Origin of the sequence: Lentzea sp. NPDC058450 (assembly GCF_042721395.1) — a bacterium.
GTDB lineage: Bacteria > Actinomycetota > Actinomycetes > Mycobacteriales > Pseudonocardiaceae > Lentzea.
Genome location: NZ_JBHXLO010000038.1, coordinates 55786 through 72955 on the forward strand (window position 1 = coordinate 55786; position 17170 = coordinate 72955).

Here is a 17170-nt window from a genome sequence, read left to right on the forward strand (position 1 = left end):
TTACTTTCAGGCGACCCGCGCCCAATTCGGATCCAAAGCGACTATCGTCTCCGCAGCACACTGAATTTGCCCGTTGTTCGTTGTCTCACCATGTCCCTGACCAGCACAAACACAGAGTGCTCGATTCAATGACAGAAAGTGGACAGGACAATGCCAACAGCTGCGACGACGAAGGGAAACGATTCTCCGAAGTTACGCGACGACACGACCCGCTTCCTCTGCGGAGCCGCTCACCGCGACGAGGAGTTCGCGGACTCCGCCATTCGCGAGTACCTCGTCGAGTCCACTCGGTCGATTCCACGTTCACCCGGCGTCAACTCGGGCGCGGTGTTGCGGGAGGCGGTGGCGGCGCGGACGCGGCGCAAGGTGCGCGACAGCGTGCTGCTGGTGCTGGCGGTGGTGGTGCTGTTCGCCGCGAGCGGGATGCTGCTCGGCGCGTGGCTGCTGGTCGCCTCGGTCGTGGCGCTCGGCACGGGAGCGCGGCTGGCGTTCCCGAGACAGCAACAACGGCCAAGAACGCCGCGCGTGCCGGTCGTGCTCGGCTCGATCGCCAGCGTGATCGCGCTCTTCTTCGTGCTGTACAAGCTCATGGCCGAGATCGAAGACGCCGACGTCTACTGCAGTCCCAGGTACAGGAACTGCGTGGAGGAGAGCGACGACGCCGGGCTCGTGATCTCGATCTTCGCGATCGTGCTGCTCTTCGCGGTGCTGCTGACGGATCGGGTCGTGACGTGGCTGCTGGTCACGAAGAGCTTCCGGCGCGCCGGGTTCCGCACCAGCAAACCCGAAGAGGAGCTGTGGCGAAACGAGTGGAACATCCGGTCGCTTGGGCACTCCAGCTACGCCGAAGCGCTCGCGCGCTACCCCACCGAGGAGGACGACGAGCCTGACGCCGGCGAGGCTCAGGTGATCGTCTACCACGACTACCGGCCGTTCGTCGGCTCCGGCGTGATGTTCGAACCGTGGTCCATGGCGCTGCCCCTCAAGCCCGCCAAGGGCGAGGACACGACGCTGCCCGGCTTCGCCCTGCCTGAGCTCTACGACCGCATCACGAGCGAACTGGTCAAGACGGGCCGCTCGGCGTCGCTGTCTCCCGGACACCGATTACGAGGCCTCAAGACCGGCGACCGCGTCGTCATCTCGTCGGTCGAGCTGATCGACCACATCGACGACGCCGAGGCGCGGATCGTGTTGCCGGACAAGGACCACTCCCCGGAGAAGGGCGTCGGCCAGTCCGTTGTGGACGAACTGATCGCCAGGCCGATGGAGTGGATGCGCTACTTCCGCTCGTTCCAGGTGGAGACGTGGGACCGCGACGTCGTCGTCTCCGCGTACCTCACGTTCGGGCTCGACGACGAGATGCTCTACGTCGAGTGGACGCCGTGCATCCTGCACCCCATCCACGCCCACCACCGGCAGATCGACGTGCTGCCGGAGCAGTCGATGCGCCCGTTCCTCGAAGCGGTCGTCGACCTGCTGAAGTTCCCGACGTCGTTGCCCAAGCGGTTCGCGACGGCCGTCGGCTGGATGAACCCGATCCACCAGGCGGAAGGCACGTTCGTCGCGCAGCGCTACGGCGCCAGCAACAGCCTGCGCGAGCTCGCGAGCAGGAGCCAGGTCGACAACTACTTCCAGCTCACCGACGTCGAGCGCTACGTCAAGGTCCTGGAGTCACGGCTGCTGCGCACGCTGGGCGAGTTCCTGGAGAGCAAAGGCATCTCCGTCACCGAGTTCATGGAACAGGCCATGCAGGTGACGAGCAACAACGTCCACATCACCGGCCCGGTGATCTCCAGCAACATCGGCACGACCGGCAAGGCCCGCACCGGCAGCGCGAACGTCACCAAGGGAACCTCATGAACGAACGGAACTTCGAGATCACCGGACCGGTGATCGGGAGCAATGTCGGAACGAGCGGACGTGCCAGAACCGGCGACGTCCACATCGGACACATCAAGGACGTGAGCGCCGTGCTGCGGCTGCTCGACGAGCTGCGCGAGGACCTGAACGAGGCCCAGGCGCCCACGTCCACCATCGAGGCCGTGGACGACCTGCGCGCGGAGGCCCGCAAACCCAAGCCCAGCAGGGAGGTCGCGGACCACCTGATGGACAAGCTGTCCGATCGCGGCCTGGGTGAGCAGGTCCGGGACCTGTCGAAGGCCTTCGACGCGTTGTTCTAGGACACCCTGCGGGCGGTCGCGAACCGGGGCCGCCCCGCCAGGTCGAGGTGATCGGCCACGTCCGTGAGCGAGCGGCGCGCGCTCAGCAGCGCCGGCACGGACTCCCCCTGCGTGTCGTCGTGCTCGATGCCGACGAACCCGCCGGGCTTGAGCCACCGCGCGGCCGCCCACACGACGTGCCTGATCACGTCCAGCCCGTCCGCCCCGGAGAACACGGCGTGGTGCGGGTCGTGCTCACCCACCTCGGGCTGCACGTACGTTCCCTCGGGCACGTAGGGCGGGTTGCAGACGACGAGGTCGACCAGACCGTCCAGATCGGACAGCAGCGACGGGTCGGTGGCGTCACCGGAGTGCAGCCGGATCGGCGTGTCCCCCGCGGCCACCCGCGCGTCGGCGTTGCGCCGCGTCCACGCAAGCGCTTGCGGGTCGATCTCCACCGCGTGCACCACCGCGTCCGGGCGGGCGGCGGCGATCGACAATGCCAGCGCGCCGGTGCCCGTGCAGAGGTCCACGACGACCGGGGAGGTCACGCCGACCAGGGCTTTCAGGCCCCACTCCATCAGCAGCTCGGTCTCCGGCCGCGGCACGAACACGCCCGACCCGACCTCGACGGAGATCATCCCCATCGGAGCCCAGCCGAGGATGTGCTGCAACGGGATGCGCGACGCGCGCACCCGCACGAGCTTGTGCAGCTGGTCGATCACCGACGGATCGACCAGCGGGATGAGCGGCAACCGCCCGCGCTCGACCCCGAGCACGTGCGCGGCCAGGTACTCCGCGTCGACGCGCGGACTGTCCACACCCGCCTCGGCGAGGATCTTGGCCGCCTCGGAGATCGCGAGGCGGAGCGGCTGCCGGTTCATCATCGTGGAGAAAGCTATCTCAGAAGTTGATCATGTGCCCGGCCAGGCCGTGCACAGCTTCCTTGACGGCCTCGGACAGCGTCGGGTGCGCGTGGACGTTGCGCGCGACCTCGTGGACGGTGAGGTCCCACTGCTGCGCCAGCGTGAGCTCGGGCAGCAGCTCGGTCGCCTCGGGGCCGATGATGTGGCCGCCGAGCAGCTCGCCGTGCTTGCCGTCGCTGATCAGCTTCACGAAGCCGCCCGGGTCGGCCAGGCCGTGCGCCTTGCCGTTCGCGGTGAACGGGAACTTCGCGACCTGGACGTCGTAGCCCTTCTCGCGGGCCTGCTTCTCGGTGTAGCCGAACGAGGCGATCTGCGGCTGGCAGAACGTCGCGCGCGGGATCATCACGTAGTCGAGCTCCATCGTCTCGGCGCCCGCGATGGTCTCCGAGGCGATGACGCCCATGGACTCGGCGGTGTGCGCGAGCATGAGCTTCGCGGTGACGTCACCGATCGCGAAGATGTGCGGCACGGACGTGCGGCCACGGCCGTCGATGTCGATGGCACCGCGGTCGGTCAGCTTCACGCCGGTGTTCTCCAGGCCGTAGCCCTCGACGCGCGGCACGAAACCGATGGCCTGCATGACCTTGTCGGCTTCGAGGACCTCTTCCGCGCCGTTCTTCGACACGGTGACGCGGACCTTCGGGCCCGACTCGTCGATCGACTCGACGCGCGTGCCGATGCGGACGTCGACGCCCAGCTTCTTGTAGCGCTTGAGCAGCTCGGCGGAGACCTCTTCGTCCTCCAGCGGCACCATGCGGTCGAGGAACTCGACGATGGTGACCTTCACGCCGTAGTTGTGCATGACGTAGGCGAACTCGACGCCGATCGCGCCCGCGCCGGCGATGATGATCGACTCGGGCAGGTCCTCGGTCATGATCTGCTCTTCGTAGGTCACCACGCGGTCGGACTTCTGCGTGCCCGGCAGCATCCGGGTCGTGGCGCCCACGGCGATGATCGCGTGGCCGAAGGTGATGACCTCGCCGTTGACCGTCAGCGAGTGGTCGTCGGTGAAGTTGGCCCACCCGTTGTACTCGGTGATGCCGTTCTTCTTCATCAGGAAGTGCACGCCCTTGACGCGCCCGTCCGCGACCTTGCGGCTGCGCTGCCAGGCAGCGCTGTAGTCGAAGCTGACGTTGCCGTCGACCTTGATGCCGAACGTCTTCTGCTCGTGCGTGAAGATGTGCGCCAGCTCGGCGTTGCGCAGCAGCGCCTTCGAGGGGATGCAGCCGACGTTGAGGCAGACGCCGCCCCAGTACTTCTCCTCGACGATGGCGGTCTTCAGCCCGAGCTGAGCCGCACGGATCGCGGCGACGTACCCGCCGGGACCCGCACCCACGACGACGACATCAAAGTGTGCGCTCATAAGCACACAACCTAGCTCCCGAGCTGCTCCCGCAAGAACTCAACCGTCCGTTTCCAGGCATCTGCCCGTGCGTGCGCCGTGGCTTTCGGAACACCACCACCCGAGAAGGTGACACCGGGCCCCGGATAGGTCACGTCGGTGGCCGGCCGGTGCGGCGGGCCCGCGATCAGGTGTCCTGCCTCGGGATACACGACGTGCTCGTGCGGGAACGGGTGCTCGTGGTCCTTGAGGCGCCGCATCGCGACGTCGCTCAGCTCGGTGCTGGGCCAGCTGTCGTCGTGCCCGGACGAGATGAGCAACACACCCCCGTTGATGCGTTCGACGGGGATCTCGGTGTCCTCGGGGATGCCGTCCTCGGTGCTGAAGGCGAGCTTCAACGGCACGGGTTCGTCGTTGACGATCCTGGCGCGGAGCTCGTCGCCGACGTCGTAGGGCAGGTACGGGAGCGGCTGGCCCTTGAGGGTCCAGGAGGCGGTCTCGTACGAGAGCTTCTGCAGCAGGTTGGCGCCGGGGCCGATGCCCTGGGTGACGACGCCGCTGCCGACGACGCTCACCACAGCTTTGACCTGCGGGAACGTGGCCGCGATCAGGAGCGCCAGCTCGCCGCCCCGCGATCCGCCGGTGACGCCGATGGCGCCGGCCCGTTCCCCGAGGTAGGCGATGGCCTTGCCGAAGTACTCGAGCGGGATGTCGGTGAGGTGGTCCGGCAGACCCTTGAGACCGAAGTAGCCGAGGGCGAACGTGACGAAGCCGTGCGCGGCCAGCAGAGCGGCGTCGGTCTCGTGGAGGCCGCCTTCGGACCCGGCGAGCACGATCACGCCGGGGAGCTCGCCTCCGTCGTCCTCAGGGGCGAACAGGGTGCCCACGAGTCCGTCCTCGCGGACCTCCAGGCGTTCGACGCCCTGCGGGGTGGAGTGGCGCTCCAGCACTCGGTCGCCGACGCCTTCGACGGAGAGGACCGGCTGGCTCGCCTTGCCGCCCGTGCGTTCGAGGGACCAGAACAAGCCCATCGGGTCCACGCCCGTGTAGCTGCCGTCTTGTGGTGCGTGCCTTGTGAGGTCCACGACACCACGGTCGTCCGCCTCGAACACGGCGTGAGAAGCGCGCTCGCCCGTGGAGAGCTGCACGGTGATCTCTTGGCCGGGTTTGAGGCCGGCGACGACCACTTCGACCTCTTGGTCGAGGGGCGCTGACTGCGGATTCACCAGGATCTCGGCCACAACGCGCCCCTTCTCACGTCGGATTACCCGCCTGCGAGCCGTTCCGCCCTGTCTGCGGCGGCGAGTGCGTCCACCACCGCGTCCAGGTCTCCGTCGAGGACCTGGTCAAGGTTATGCGCTTTGTACCCAACCCGGTGGTCGGAGATGCGTGATTCGGGGAAGTTGTAGGTCCTCACCCGTTCACTGCGGTCAACGGTGCGGATCTGGGTGCGCCGGGCGTCCGACTGCTCCTGCGCCTTCTGCTCCTCGGCGAGGGCGATCAGGCGGCTTTGGAGGACCTGCATGGCGCGGGCCTTGTTCTGGAGCTGGCTGCGCTCGTTCTGGCAGGACGTGACGATGCCGGTCGGCAGGTGCGTGATGCGGACCGCGGAGTCCGTGGTGTTGACCGACTGACCGCCCTTGCCGCTCGACCGGTAGACGTCGATGCGGAGGTCCTTCTCGTCGATCTCGATCGCGGTGGTCTCCTCGGTCTCCGGGAAGACGAGGACGCCGGCGGCCGACGTGTGGATGCGGCCCTGGCTCTCGGTGACCGGCACGCGCTGCACCCGGTGCACGCCGCCCTCCCACTTGAGCCGGCTCCACACCCCGTCGGGCGTGGCCGACTTGGTCTTGATGGCGACGGTGACGTCCTTGAAGCCGCCGAGGTCGGAGTCGGTGCCGTCGAGCATCTCGACCTTCCACCCCTGCCGCTCCGCATACCGCGTGTACATGCGCAGCAGGTCCCCCGCGAACAGCGCGGACTCCTCGCCGCCCTCGCCGGACTTGATCTCCAGCAGCACGTCGTCCCCGTCGTGCGGGTCGCGCGGCAGCAGCAGCTCGGTGAGGCGCTCCTCCAGCTTGGGGAGCCGCTCCTCGATGTCGTCGACCTCGCTCTGGAACGACCGGTCCTCGGCCGCGAGCTCCTTGGCCGCCTCCAGGTCGTCGCGGGCCTGCTCGATCTCCCTGGCCGTCTTCACGATCGGCCCGAGCTCGGCGTACCGCTTGCCGAGCTTGCGCGCACCCGCCTGGTCAGCGTGCACGGAGGGGTCCGCGAGCTTCTTCTCCAGCTCGTCGTACTCGGCGAGCAAGCTGTCCAGCGACTGCGACACTTCTCCTGCTTTCTTGGGGTTTGCCCTGGAAACGGCGACGGCGCCCGCCCCGGCCGTGATGGCCGAGGTCAGGCGCCGTGAAAGCAGCTACTTGTTGCGCTTGCCGTAACGCGCCTCGAAGCGCGCCACGCGACCGCCGGTGTCCAGGATGCGCTGCTTGCCCGTGTAGAACGGGTGGCAGTTCGAGCACATCTCGACGCGAACCTCAGACGCCGAAGTGGTGCTGCGCGTCGTGAAGCTGTTGCCGCAGCTGCACGTCACTTCGGTGGCGGTGTACTCGGGGTGAATTCCACTCTTCAAGATCTTGTCCCTTTCAAGGATGGCCGCCGGGTCCCTGTTGGTGAACGGGTGAACCGGAGCCGGACTCGACCGTTTAGTTTGCCAGACCGTTCAACACGGGCAAAAACGTGGTTGTTCCCGAGGTGGGGGTGTGGGCTGGGTCATGCCCGCGGCTGCCGTGTTCGGACTTGGGTGGCGGGCTTGGCCGGGCGTCATCTAGGCAGGTCGCGGGCTGGTCGGGCTGGTTCGGCATGCGACTTGGGCCTGGTCAGGGTGGTGCGGTGCGGCTTGGGCCGGCTGACCTGGCATGCCCACCGTGCGTGGTTCAAGTCACAACCGCTCGGCGTTCCCGGTACGCCGTTCGGCGCAAGGTGTTGCCGTTCGACTGGATACGGCTCTGTGTTGTTGGTGGGCGTACACCAGACTGTGCGGCGTGTTCTGCACCGCTGAGCGGCCCATGGGTCAGCACTTGTGGCTGGCGTTGCCGTTCCTGTTCTCCGCTGCCGTGTTCGGCCTGATGGGGTCGGCAGGGCTGCTCACTGCTTCCTGGAGCACGGTGCCGTTGTCCCCTGTGGTTTCCGGGGCCGGGGTGGCGGTGGCGGCTGCTGTTTCCGGTGGGGTTCGGTGGCGGCGCGGGTGGCAGCGGGTGTGGCTCCGGTGGCCTTATCTGGTCGCGGTGCTCGGGGGTGGGGTCGTGGTCGGGGCGGTGGAGGTTCCCGCTGTGGCTGCGACCGTGGTGGGGGTGCCGGTTTTGCTGGGGCTCGTGTTGCAGTGCGTGATGCAGAGTGACGAGAGCCGGCAGGCTGCCGACTGTCGTTGAGTTCGCCGGGTGCCGGTTTCGTCGGCCGGTTCCTGTGCCAGCGGGGTTGGTTGCGTTCCGTTGGTTGGGCTGCGGTTGCGAGGGTTGGTCGCGCGGGTCTCGACGAAAGACCTGGGGTGTGCGATTGGGGCTTGACTTCGGGGCCCTTGCGAGGCGCTCATCGGCCGGAAAAGGCCGGGCTGAAAAGCGCCCGGCCGAGCTCGAGAAGCTAGCACCTCGCACCCAAAGTCAAGCCCCAATCGCCATGCGCGGGTGGAACCGGCTCCCAGTCCTGCATCAGCCCGTTCGGGCTCGCCTTCGGCATTGCGTGCCAGGCCTCGTAGGTGGTTGGGGTGCGTTGACGGCTGTCCGGTTGAGAGCGCGCGCCGGGCTAAGACGGTGGTCGCCTTGCGTTGACGACTGCGGTTGGGTGCTCGCGCCTGGCCAAGACGGTGGTCACCTTGCGTTCGCGGCTGCGGTTGGCACGGTCGCCCACGCGCCTCCGACCCCTCGGCATTCGAGTGACGGGCATGAAAAAGCCCCCGCTGACCTGCAGCGGGGGCAATTTCACGTGAAACTTACGCGGGTCAGTCCTGCTCGGCGCCCGGGGTGGTCTTGGCCACCTGCATCAGGAACTCGATGTTGGTGCGGGACTTGCGCAGCCGGTCCAGCAGGAGGTCGATCGCCTGCTGGCCGTCGAGGGCGTGGAGCACTCGGCGGAGCTTGTGCGTCACGGCCATCTCGTCCGGCGAGAGCAGGAGCTCTTCCTTGCGGGTGCCGGAGCTGTCGACGTCGACGGCCGGGAAGGTGCGCTTGTCGGCGATCTTGCGGTCGAGCTTGAGCTCGGCGTTGCCGGTGCCCTTGAACTCTTCGAAGATGACCGAGTCGCCGGCCGAGCCGGTCTCCACCAGTGCCGTCGCGATCACCGTGAGGGAGCCGCCGCCTTCGATGTTGCGGGCGGCACCCAGGAAGCGCTTGGGCGGGTAGAGGGCCGTCGAGTCGACACCACCGGACAGGATTCGGCCGGAGGCCGGGGCTGCCAGGTTGTAGGCGCGGCCCAGGCGGGTGATCGAGTCGAGGAGCACGACGACGTCGTGGCCCATTTCGACGAGGCGCTTGGCGCGCTCGATCGCCAGCTCGGAGATGGTGGTGTGGTCCGACGGCGGACGGTCGAAGGTCGAGGCGATGACCTCGCCCTTCACCGAGCGCTGCATGTCGGTGACCTCTTCCGGACGCTCGTCGACCAGGACGACCATCAGGTGGCACTCGGGGTTGTTCTTCGTGATCGCGTTCGCGATCGACTGGAGCACCGAGGTCTTGCCGGCCTTCGGCGGGGAGACGATCAGGGCGCGCTGGCCCTTGCCGATCGGCATCACCAGGTCGATGACACGGGTGGTGAGGATGTGCGGCTCGGTCTCGAGGCGCAGGCGCTCGTTCGGGTAGAGCGGCGTCAGCTTGGTGAAGTCGGGGCGGTTGCGCGCCTCTTCCGGGTCCAGGCCGTTGATCTTGTCGACGCGGACCAGCGGGTTGAACTTCTGCCGCTGCTGCTCACCGTCGCGCGGCTGGCGGACGGCGCCGGTGAGGGCGTCGCCACGGCGCAGGCCGTACTTGCGGACGAGCGAGAGCGAGACGTAGACGTCGTTCGAGCCCGCGAGGTAGCCGGACGTGCGGACGAACGCGTAGTTCTCCAGCACGTCCAGGATGCCCGCGACGGGGAGCAGGACGTCGTCGTCGCGCACCTCGGTCTCGCGGTCGCCACGGCCACCGCCGCCACCCTGGTCGTCGCCACGGCCACCGCGCCTGCGACGGTCGCGGAAGCGGCCGCGACGGCCGCCCTCGTCGTCGTCACCCGGCTGGTTGCCGCCCTGACGGTCGCCACCGCGGTCGCCGCGGTCGGAACGCTCGCCGCGGTCGCGGTTGCGGTCACGGCCGCCGCGCTCGTTGCGGTCGCCACGGTCACCGCGGTCCTGACGCTCGCCGCGGTCGGAACGCTCGGAGCGCTCGCCGCGGTCCGAACGGTCGCCGCGGTCCTGGCGCTCGCCGCGCTCGGGGCGCTCAGCGCGCTCCTGACGGTCGGCGCGCTCGGGACGCTGCTGCTGCTCGGACTGCTGCTGGCCCTCGCCCTCGGCGTTGCCGCCGCCACGGCCGGAACGGCGGCGACGGTTGCCCCGGCGCCCCCCGTCCTCGGTCGAACGGGCGTCGTCACCAGCGGAAACCTCGGCGGCGGCGGGCTTCTCCGCTACCTCGAGCTGCTGCTGAACAGGCTTCTCGACGACCTTTTCGGCCTTCGGCGCCGGCTTCTCAGCGGCGGCAGGGGCCTCGGCCTTGGCGGAGACCTTGTCGGCTTTCGCCGGCTTCTCGGCCTTGGCGGCAGGGGCGGAACCCTGCTTCTCCTTGATGGCCGCGATCAGGTCGCCCTTGCGCAGGCCGGCGGTTCCGGTGATGCCCATTTGGCCGGCAAGCTCGCGCAACTCAGCGAGCACCATGCCGGACAGACCCGCGCGGCGGCGCGGCGTCGTGCCGTTCGATGGGGTGGACAGAGCGTTCTCCTCGGCTCCAGAACCAGCGGCAGCTGCGACGTCGCTGCTCAGCAAATCGGTGTTGGTCACACAAGTCCTTCCTGACCAGGCCCCGCCTCCTACGCGGCCCAGCGGACCCGCCTTCCCACTTCAGCGGGGAACGGCGGTCAAGTCCGATGAAGACGGAAGCACGACGGCTACCGGCAAGCACGGGACTTTTCTCAGATCACGGCGATCGGGTGCCTCTTTGCGTCCGCCCCGCCCGCACGGCACAGAGCCGGAACACAAAAGGATTGCGACCCGGAACGAATGTCCGGGCGCGACACCGGCGCCCGTGCGCGCAGTGACTGATCGCCCCCGAGGGTAGACGCCGCTCCCCCGGCATGCAACAACCGGGGTCGGGCGTGTCAGTCCAATGGCCGAACGCGCACGCCAGAGGCGTCGACGTCGAGTCTGCGCACGTCGAAGCCGGTCGTGTCGACCTCGTCCGGAAGATCACCGAAGGCGATCACGGTGGGTCCCGCTCCGCTCACGCAGGCGGGAACTCCCAGCTTGCGAAGATCGTTGATCACCCGAACGGTGTCGGGCCAAGCGGGTTCCCGGTAGTTCTGGTGGAGTCGATCCTCAGTCGCGGCAAGGAGAACGGACGGGTCGGACGTCAGCGCGTGCACCGCGAGGGCGGCCCGTCCGGCGGCGTGCGCGGCGTCGGCGTGCGGCACCTCAGCCGGCAGCAGACCACGCGTCGTCTTCGTGGACGACTCCACAGCCGGGATCAGCACGACCGGGCGCACGCGTGCGTCCGCGTCCATCCGGACCGCGCGGTACCGCTCTCCTTCGGACCACGCAACGACAACTCCGCCGAACAGGGACGCCGCCGCGTTGTCCGCATGACCCTCGAACTCGGCGGCGATTTGCAACGCGTCCGTGTCCAACTCGCGACCCAACAGGGTGAATCCGGCTACGACACCCGCCACGATCGCGGCGGCCGACGAGCCCAGCCCGCGTGCGTGCGGAATGGTGTTGCGGCACCTCAGTGCCAGTCCGCCGGTGTAGCCGGTGGCGCGGACGGCCCGCACGACGAGATGGGTCTCGTCGAGCGGGACGTCACCGGATCCGGCACCGTCGACGGTGATCGTGAGACCGTCGACGCCCTCGCCGCCGGTCACCTCGACGTCGTCGTACATGCCGAGCGCCATGCCCAGCGCGTCGAACCCCGAACCGAGGTTCGCGGTCGACGCGGGGACGGAGACGAGGAACTTCACGAAAGCTCCAGCGCGTGCGCGACGGCGCCGGGGTCGACCGGAACCGGCTCGACCTCGGTGGTGCCGAGCAACGCCGTGTCGGGGTCCTTCAAACCGTGACCAGTGACGGTGCACACAACCGTCGAGCCCTTGGGCAGGCGCCCGTCCTCGGCGGTCTTGAGCAGACCGGCGATGGACGCGGCCGACGCCGGCTCCACGAAGATGCCCTCGGACGACGCCAGCAGGCGGTACGCGGCGAGGATCTGCTCGTCGGTGACGGCGTCGATCAGGCCACCCGACTCGTCACGGGCGTTCACGGCACCCGTCCACGACGCCGGCGATCCGATCCGGATCGCGGTCGCGATGGTCTCGGGGTTCGGCACCGGCGCACCGGACACCAGCGGCGCGGCACCGGCGGCCTGGAACCCGAACATCTTCGGCAGGCCCTGGTCGTACGACGTGTAGCCCTTCCAGTACGCGGTGATGTTGCCCGCGTTGCCGACCGGCAGGCAGTGCACGTCCGGCGCCTGGCCGAGCACGTCGCAGACCTCCCACGCGGCGGTCTGCTGACCGACGAGCCGCACCGGGTTGACCGAGTTCACCAGCGTGACGGGGTACTCGGCGGCGGTCTTGGACGCGAGCTCCAGGCAGTCGTCGAAGTTGCCGTCGATCTGCAGGATCTTCGCGCCGTGCATCACGGCCTGCGCGAGCTTGCCCATCGCGATCTTGCCGCTGGGCACCAGCACGGCCGCCGTCAGCCCCGCCTTGGCCGCGTAGGCCGCCGCGGACGCCGAGGTGTTGCCGGTCGAGGCGCAGATGACGGCCTTCAGGCCGGACGCCAGCGCGTACGTCATGGCCACGGTCATGCCGCGGTCCTTGAACGACCCGGTGGGGTTCGCGCCCTCGACCTTCACCCACACGTCCGAACCGGTGAGCGCGGAGAGGCGGCGGGCGTGCACCAGCGGCGTGCCGCCCTCGTGCAGCGTCACGACCTCGGCGCCCTCGGGGATCTCGATGCGGTCCCGGTAGGCGTTGATGAGACCGGGCCAGCCTGCTCTGGACGCACTCATTCTTCGCCCTCCACCCTCATGACGCTGACGACGTCCCGCACCACGGGGAGGCCACCGATTTTGTCCACAGTGGACCGCAGCGCGGCGTCGGTCGCCGCGTGCGTGACGATCACCAGGCTGGCGTCCTCGACCCGGCCTTCCTGACGGACAGCGGCGATGCTGACGTCGTGCTCCGCGAACACGGCGGCGACCTGCGAGAGGACACCGGCCTTGTCCGCGACGTCGAGGCTGATGTGGTAGCGGGTGGGCGTGTTGCCCATGGGCTGCACGGGAAGCGCCGCGTAGGCCGACTCGCGCGGGCCGTGCCCGCTCGCGACCATGTTGCGCGCCACGGCGACCAGGTCGCCGACGACCGCGCTCGCCGTCGGGGCGCCGCCGGCGCCCTGCCCGTAGAACATCATCTCCCCCGCCGCGTCGGCCTCGACGAACACCGCGTTGAACGCGCCGTTGACCGAGGCCAGCGGGTGCGTCCTGGGGATCATGGCCGGGTGCACTCGAACGGCGACTGACTCCTGGCCGGACGGGCTGACCACGCGTTCGCAGATGGCGAGCAGCTTCACCGTGCGGCCGAGGCCCTTGGCCGCCGCGATGTCCGCCGCCGAGACCGCGCGGATGCCCTCGCGGTACACGTCCGACGCCGTCACGCGCGTGTGGAACGCAAGGGACGCAAGGATCGCGGCCTTCGACGCGGCGTCGAACCCGTCGACGTCCGCGGTCGGGTCGGCCTCGGCGTAACCGAGGCGCGAGGCCTCCTCGAGCGTCTCGCCGTAGCCCGCGCCCGTGGCGTCCATCGCGGACAGGATGAAGTTCGTCGTGCCGTTCACGATGCCCATGACGCGCGTGATCCGGTCTCCCGCAAGGGATTCCCGCAACGGGCGCAGCAACGGGATCGCGCCGGCGACGGCGGCCTCGAAGTAGAGGTCGGCACCGGACGCGTCGGCGGCCTCGAACAGGTCGGGGCCGTGCTCGGCGAGCAGCGCCTTGTTCGCCGTCACGACGGACTTGCCGCCCCGCAACGCCTCCAGCAGCAGCCCCCGCGTGGGGTCGATGCCGCCGATGACCTCGACGATGACGTCCACGTCGGGCGACTTCACGAGCGCCTCGGCGTCCGTGGTGAGCAGGTGCTCCGGTACTTCACGGTGCTTGTTCGGCCTGCGCACGGCGATGCCGGCGAGCTCCACCGGCGCGCCGATGCGCTGGGTGAGGTCGTCGGCCTGGTCCGTCAGCAGCCGGACTACCTCCGTGCCCACCGTGCCACAGCCGAGCAAGGCGACCCGAATCGGTTTCACGGCTTTCATACCTCCAGACGGAACAGGTCGTCCTCGGTCTCGCGACGCAGCAGCAGCCGCGCCTCCCCATCGGTCACCGCGGCGAGCGCGGGCCGTGGAAGTCGGTTGTACCCGCTCGCCATCGAGTAGCAGTAGGCCCCTGTGGCGGCGATCGCAACCAAGTCTCCCGGTGCGAGGTCATCGGGCAGCCAGCAGTCGCGAACCACGATGTCACCGGACTCGCAGTGCTTGCCCACGACACGACACAGCACGGCCCTCGACTCGGGCTCGGACGCGCGTGAGACGAGCTTGCAGTCGTAGACCGCGTCGTAGAGCGCCGTGCGGATGTTGTCGCTCATGCCGCCGTCGACGCTGACGTACCGGCGGCGCGCGCCACCGTCCAGCTCGATGTCCTTGATGGTGCCGACCTCGTACACGGTGACCGTGCCGGGGCCGACGATCGCGCGGCCGGGCTCGACCGCGATGCGAGGCATCTCCAGGCCGTTGTGCTCGCACTCCTTCTGCACGATGTTGTGCAGCTGGCGGGCGAGCTCTGCGGGCGGGGGCGGGTCGTCGTCCGGCGTGTAGGCGATGCCGAGACCGCCGCCGAGGTCGACGACGTTCAACGACGGGACGTCGCCGTGCTCGGCGCGGATGTCGGCGAGCAGGCCGATCACGCGGCGGGCGGCGACCTCGAAGCCGGACGCGTCGAAGATCTGCGAGCCGATGTGGCTGTGCAGGCCGACGAGCTTGAGGCCACTGGCCTTGAGCACGCGCCGCACGGCCTCGGCCGCGTCACCGGACGACAGCGAGAAGCCGAACTTCTGGTCCTCGTGCGCGGTCGCGATGAACTCGTGCGTGTGCGCCTCGACGCCGACCGTCACGCGGATCAGCACCGGCTGCACCACACCGCGTTCGCGCGCGATCTGGTCCAGGCGCGCGATCTCGTGGTAGCTGTCGAGCACGATCCCGCCGACGCCCGCCTCGACGGCCGCGATCAGCTCGGGAACGCTCTTGTTGTTGCCGTGCAAGGCGATTCGCTCGGCCGGGAACTCGGCGCGCAACGCGATGGCGAGCTCGCCGCCGCTGCACACGTCGATGGAGAGGCCCTCTTCGGCCACCCACTTCGCGACCTGGACGCTCAGGAACGCCTTGGACGCGTAGTGCACGAGCGTCGGGTCGCCGAACGCCTCGGCGTGCTCGCGGCACCGCGCGCGGAAGTCCTGCTCGTCCATGACGAACAGCGGGGTGCCGTACTGCTCGGCCAGCTCGCGCACGTCCACGCCCGCGAGCTCCAGCACGCCCGCGTCGGTGCGCTTGGCGTTGCGGGGCCACACCGTCGGGTGCAGGAAGTCGAGCTGGTCGGTGGAGGAGGGACGGTCTCCGGCGGTGTTGCCGGGCGCCGTGACATCGGCGTGCCGAGGTCCGGCGGGGTGTGCTCGCATTACATTCGCTCCGGTGCGGTGACGCCGAGCAGGCCGAGGCCCGCTCCGAAAACATGCCTGGTGGCGGCGCAGAGGGTGAGCCTCGCCTGGTGCAGCGGGGTGGTCTCCTCGTCGCCCTGGGGAAGGACGCGGACGCCGTTCGTCCGGTCGTAGAAGCGGTGGAAGGTGCCGGCGAGCTCTTCGAGGTAGCGCGCCACCCGGTGGGGTTCGCGCAGGTCGGCCGCGGTGGCCACGACCCTGGGGAACTCGCCGATCGTGCGGATCAGGTCGCCTTCGCGCTCGTGCACCAGCAGCGAGAGGTCGTCCCCCTGCGTGACTCCGAGGTCGGCGGCGTTGCGCAGCACGCCGGAGATGCGGGCGTGCGCGTACTGGACGTAGTAGACCGGGTTCTCGTTGTTGTGCTTGCGCAGCAGGTCGAGGTCGATGTCGAGGCCGGAGTCGACGCTCGACCGGATCATGGCGTAGCGGGCGGCGTCCACCCCGACCGCGTCGACCAGGTCCTCCATCGTGATGACCGTGCCCGCGCGTTTGCTCATCCGGACGGGCTGGCCGTCGCTGACGAGGTTCACGAGCTGGCCGATCAGCACCTCGACGCTGTCCGGGTCGTCGCCGAGCGCCGCCGCCGCTGCTTTGAGGCGGGCGATGTAGCCGTGGTGGTCCGCGCCGAGCATGTAGATGCACAGGTCGAAGCCGCGGCCGCGCTTGTCGACCAGGTACGCGATGTCGCCCGCGATGTACGCCGGGTTGCCGTCGCTCTTGATGACGACCCGGTCCTTGTCGTCACCGAAGTCCGTCGACCGCAGCCACCAGGCGCCGTCCTTCTCGTACAGCGAGCCGTTGGCCTTGAGCCTGGCCACGGCCTCGTCCACGCGGCCGCTCTGGTGCAGCGCGTCCTCGTGGAAGTAGACGTCGAAGTCGGTGCCGAACTCGTGCAGGCTCCGCTTGATCTCCTCGAACATGAGCCCGACGCCGACCCTGCGGACGGTCTCGGGGTCGCCGAGCGCCCCCGGTTCGCGGCGCAGGACCTCGGCAGCGATGTCGCTCACGTACGTGCCCGCGTAGCCGTCCTCGGGGGCCGGCTCGCCCTTGGCGGCGGCGATCAGCGACCGGACGAACCGGTCGATCTGCGCGCCGGCGTCGTTGAAGTAGTACTCGCGGGTGACGTCCGCGCCGCGCGCCTGGAGCACCTTGCCCAGCGCGTCGCCCACGGCCGCCCAGCGCGCGCCACCGAGGTGGATCGGGCCGGTCGGGTTCGCGGAGACGAACTCCAGGTTGATGCGCTTGCCCACCAGCTCGTTGCCGGTGCCGTAGAAGTCCTGCAGCGCCGCACGAACGATCGCTCCCTGGGCCTCGGTGGCGATCGTGAGGTTCAGGAAGCCGGGCCCGGCCACGTCCGCCTTCGCGATGGCCGGCTGGTCGAGCAGCGCCTCGGCGAGCCACGTCGCCAGGTCGCGCGGAGGCACACCGGCCTTCTTGGCGAGCTGCAACGCGACGTTGGTGGCGTAGTCCCCGTGCTCGGGGTTCCTGGGTCGCTCGACCGTCACCTGCTCGGGCAGAGAGGTGGCGTCCAGGCCTCGGTCTGTCAGCAACTGGGCAACCGTGGTCCGGACCAGATCGGCGAGCACTTCAGGGGTCACGCCAGAAGAGTTTAGAGAAGCGTTGTCGCAGGTCTCGACCGGGTTACCGGGTCTCGGAGGGTGAGACGGCAAGTGTTAACGCGCACGTGGTAATGCCCTGCGCTGACAGTGATCAGACACGATGTCCCTACACTGGCGCCGGTTGACCAGGACGAC

At 69.0% G+C, this 17170-nt stretch carries 14 protein-coding genes; 3 read left to right on the forward strand and 11 right to left on the reverse strand.

The window, feature by feature from the left end; genetic code table 11:
• The first annotated feature begins 150 nt into the window (after positions 1–150).
• Together ACFWNN_RS39220 and ACFWNN_RS39225 are read left to right on the forward strand one after the other, a co-directional pair.
• Positions 151–1860: a hypothetical protein gene (locus ACFWNN_RS39220; RefSeq protein ID WP_382445038.1), complete on the forward strand. Its 1710-nt coding sequence runs from the start codon at positions 151–153 to the stop codon at positions 1858–1860.
• Positions 1857–2180, forward strand: coding sequence for a hypothetical protein (locus tag ACFWNN_RS39225; protein ID WP_382445039.1), 324 nt, complete (start codon positions 1857–1859; stop codon positions 2178–2180). Before ACFWNN_RS39220 ends, ACFWNN_RS39225 begins: the two co-directional genes overlap by 4 nt.
• On the opposite strand, the gene prmC is transcribed toward ACFWNN_RS39225, so the two are convergent.
• The 5 genes from prmC to rpmE all read right to left on the reverse strand — a co-directional run bounded on the left by prmC (position 2177) and on the right by rpmE (position 7056).
• Positions 2177–3043: a peptide chain release factor N(5)-glutamine methyltransferase gene (prmC, locus tag ACFWNN_RS39230; protein WP_382445071.1), complete on the reverse strand. Its 867-nt coding sequence runs from the start codon at positions 3041–3043 to the stop codon at positions 2177–2179. The two genes, ACFWNN_RS39225 and prmC, sit on opposite strands and share 4 nt — an antisense overlap.
• A 19-nt stretch (positions 3044–3062) precedes the next feature.
• Entirely contained in the window at positions 3063–4448 is a 1386-nt protein-coding gene (lpdA, locus tag ACFWNN_RS39235; RefSeq protein WP_382445040.1) for a dihydrolipoyl dehydrogenase, read from the reverse strand.
• An 11-nt stretch (positions 4449–4459) separates the two neighbouring features.
• On the reverse strand, positions 4460–5668 hold the full coding sequence (locus ACFWNN_RS39240) for an acyl-CoA thioester hydrolase/BAAT C-terminal domain-containing protein (RefSeq protein WP_382445041.1): 1209 nt from the start codon (positions 5666–5668) through the stop codon (positions 4460–4462).
• A gap of 23 nt (positions 5669–5691) precedes the next feature.
• A complete protein-coding gene (gene prfA / locus ACFWNN_RS39245) occupies positions 5692–6756 on the reverse strand; it encodes a peptide chain release factor 1 (protein WP_382445042.1) in 1065 nt (354 codons plus the stop codon).
• An 87-nt stretch (positions 6757–6843) separates the two neighbouring features.
• Positions 6844–7056, reverse strand: coding sequence for a 50S ribosomal protein L31 (gene rpmE / locus ACFWNN_RS39250; RefSeq protein WP_090095185.1), 213 nt, complete (start codon positions 7054–7056; stop codon positions 6844–6846).
• Between the two features lie 436 nt (positions 7057–7492).
• Here rpmE and ACFWNN_RS39255 point away from each other — a divergent pair, with 436 nt between their 5' ends.
• Positions 7493–7855 carry a hypothetical protein gene (locus ACFWNN_RS39255; RefSeq protein WP_382445043.1) on the forward strand — a complete coding sequence of 121 codons (363 nt, stop codon included), beginning with the start codon at positions 7493–7495 and terminating at the stop codon, positions 7853–7855.
• A 566-nt stretch (positions 7856–8421) separates the two neighbouring features.
• Here the strand turns inward: ACFWNN_RS39255 and rho are convergent.
• The 6 genes from rho to argS all read right to left on the reverse strand — a co-directional run bounded on the left by rho (position 8422) and on the right by argS (position 17014).
• Positions 8422–10443, reverse strand: coding sequence for a transcription termination factor Rho (gene rho, locus ACFWNN_RS39260; RefSeq protein WP_382445044.1), 2022 nt, complete (start codon positions 10441–10443; stop codon positions 8422–8424).
• Positions 10444–10760: 317 nt separating this feature from the next.
• Entirely contained in the window at positions 10761–11615 is an 855-nt protein-coding gene (gene thrB, locus ACFWNN_RS39265; protein WP_382445045.1) for a homoserine kinase, read from the reverse strand.
• Positions 11612–12664: a threonine synthase gene (thrC, locus tag ACFWNN_RS39270; RefSeq protein ID WP_382445046.1), complete on the reverse strand. Its 1053-nt coding sequence runs from the start codon at positions 12662–12664 to the stop codon at positions 11612–11614. Before thrC ends, thrB begins: the two co-directional genes overlap by 4 nt.
• The gene (locus ACFWNN_RS39275; protein ID WP_382445047.1) at positions 12661–13962 is read right to left on the reverse strand and encodes a homoserine dehydrogenase; all 1302 of its coding nucleotides are present in this window, start codon (positions 13960–13962) and stop codon (positions 12661–12663) included. Before ACFWNN_RS39275 ends, thrC begins: the two co-directional genes overlap by 4 nt.
• The gene (gene lysA / locus ACFWNN_RS39280) at positions 13959–15377 is read right to left on the reverse strand and encodes a diaminopimelate decarboxylase (RefSeq protein ID WP_382445048.1); all 1419 of its coding nucleotides are present in this window, start codon (positions 15375–15377) and stop codon (positions 13959–13961) included. The genes ACFWNN_RS39275 and lysA overlap by 4 nt, the downstream gene beginning before the upstream one ends.
• Positions 15377–17014 carry an arginine--tRNA ligase gene (gene argS, locus ACFWNN_RS39285; RefSeq protein ID WP_382445049.1) on the reverse strand — a complete coding sequence of 546 codons (1638 nt, stop codon included), beginning with the start codon at positions 17012–17014 and terminating at the stop codon, positions 15377–15379. Before argS ends, lysA begins: the two co-directional genes overlap by 1 nt.
• Positions 17015–17170 lie beyond the last annotated feature (156 nt).

What these genes read in the sequence shown, in the direction of transcription:
- ACFWNN_RS39225 (WP_382445039.1), top strand. Translation starts at nt 1,857, where the DNA reads ATGAACGAACGGAACTTCGAGATCACCGGACCGGTGATCGGGAGCAAT.
- ACFWNN_RS39275 (WP_382445047.1), bottom strand. Translation starts at nt 13,962, where the DNA reads ATGAAAGCCGTGAAACCGATTCGGGTCGCCTTGCTCGGCTGTGGCACG.
- lpdA (WP_382445040.1), bottom strand. Translation starts at nt 4,448, where the DNA reads ATGAGCGCACACTTTGATGTCGTCGTCGTGGGTGCGGGTCCCGGCGGG.
- lysA (WP_382445048.1), bottom strand. Translation starts at nt 15,377, where the DNA reads ATGCGAGCACACCCCGCCGGACCTCGGCACGCCGATGTCACGGCGCCC.
- ACFWNN_RS39220 (WP_382445038.1), top strand. Translation starts at nt 151, where the DNA reads ATGCCAACAGCTGCGACGACGAAGGGAAACGATTCTCCGAAGTTACGC.
- thrC (WP_382445046.1), bottom strand. Translation starts at nt 12,664, where the DNA reads ATGAGTGCGTCCAGAGCAGGCTGGCCCGGTCTCATCAACGCCTACCGG.
- prmC (WP_382445071.1), bottom strand. Translation starts at nt 3,043, where the DNA reads ATGAACCGGCAGCCGCTCCGCCTCGCGATCTCCGAGGCGGCCAAGATC.
- ACFWNN_RS39255 (WP_382445043.1), top strand. Translation starts at nt 7,493, where the DNA reads ATGGGTCAGCACTTGTGGCTGGCGTTGCCGTTCCTGTTCTCCGCTGCC.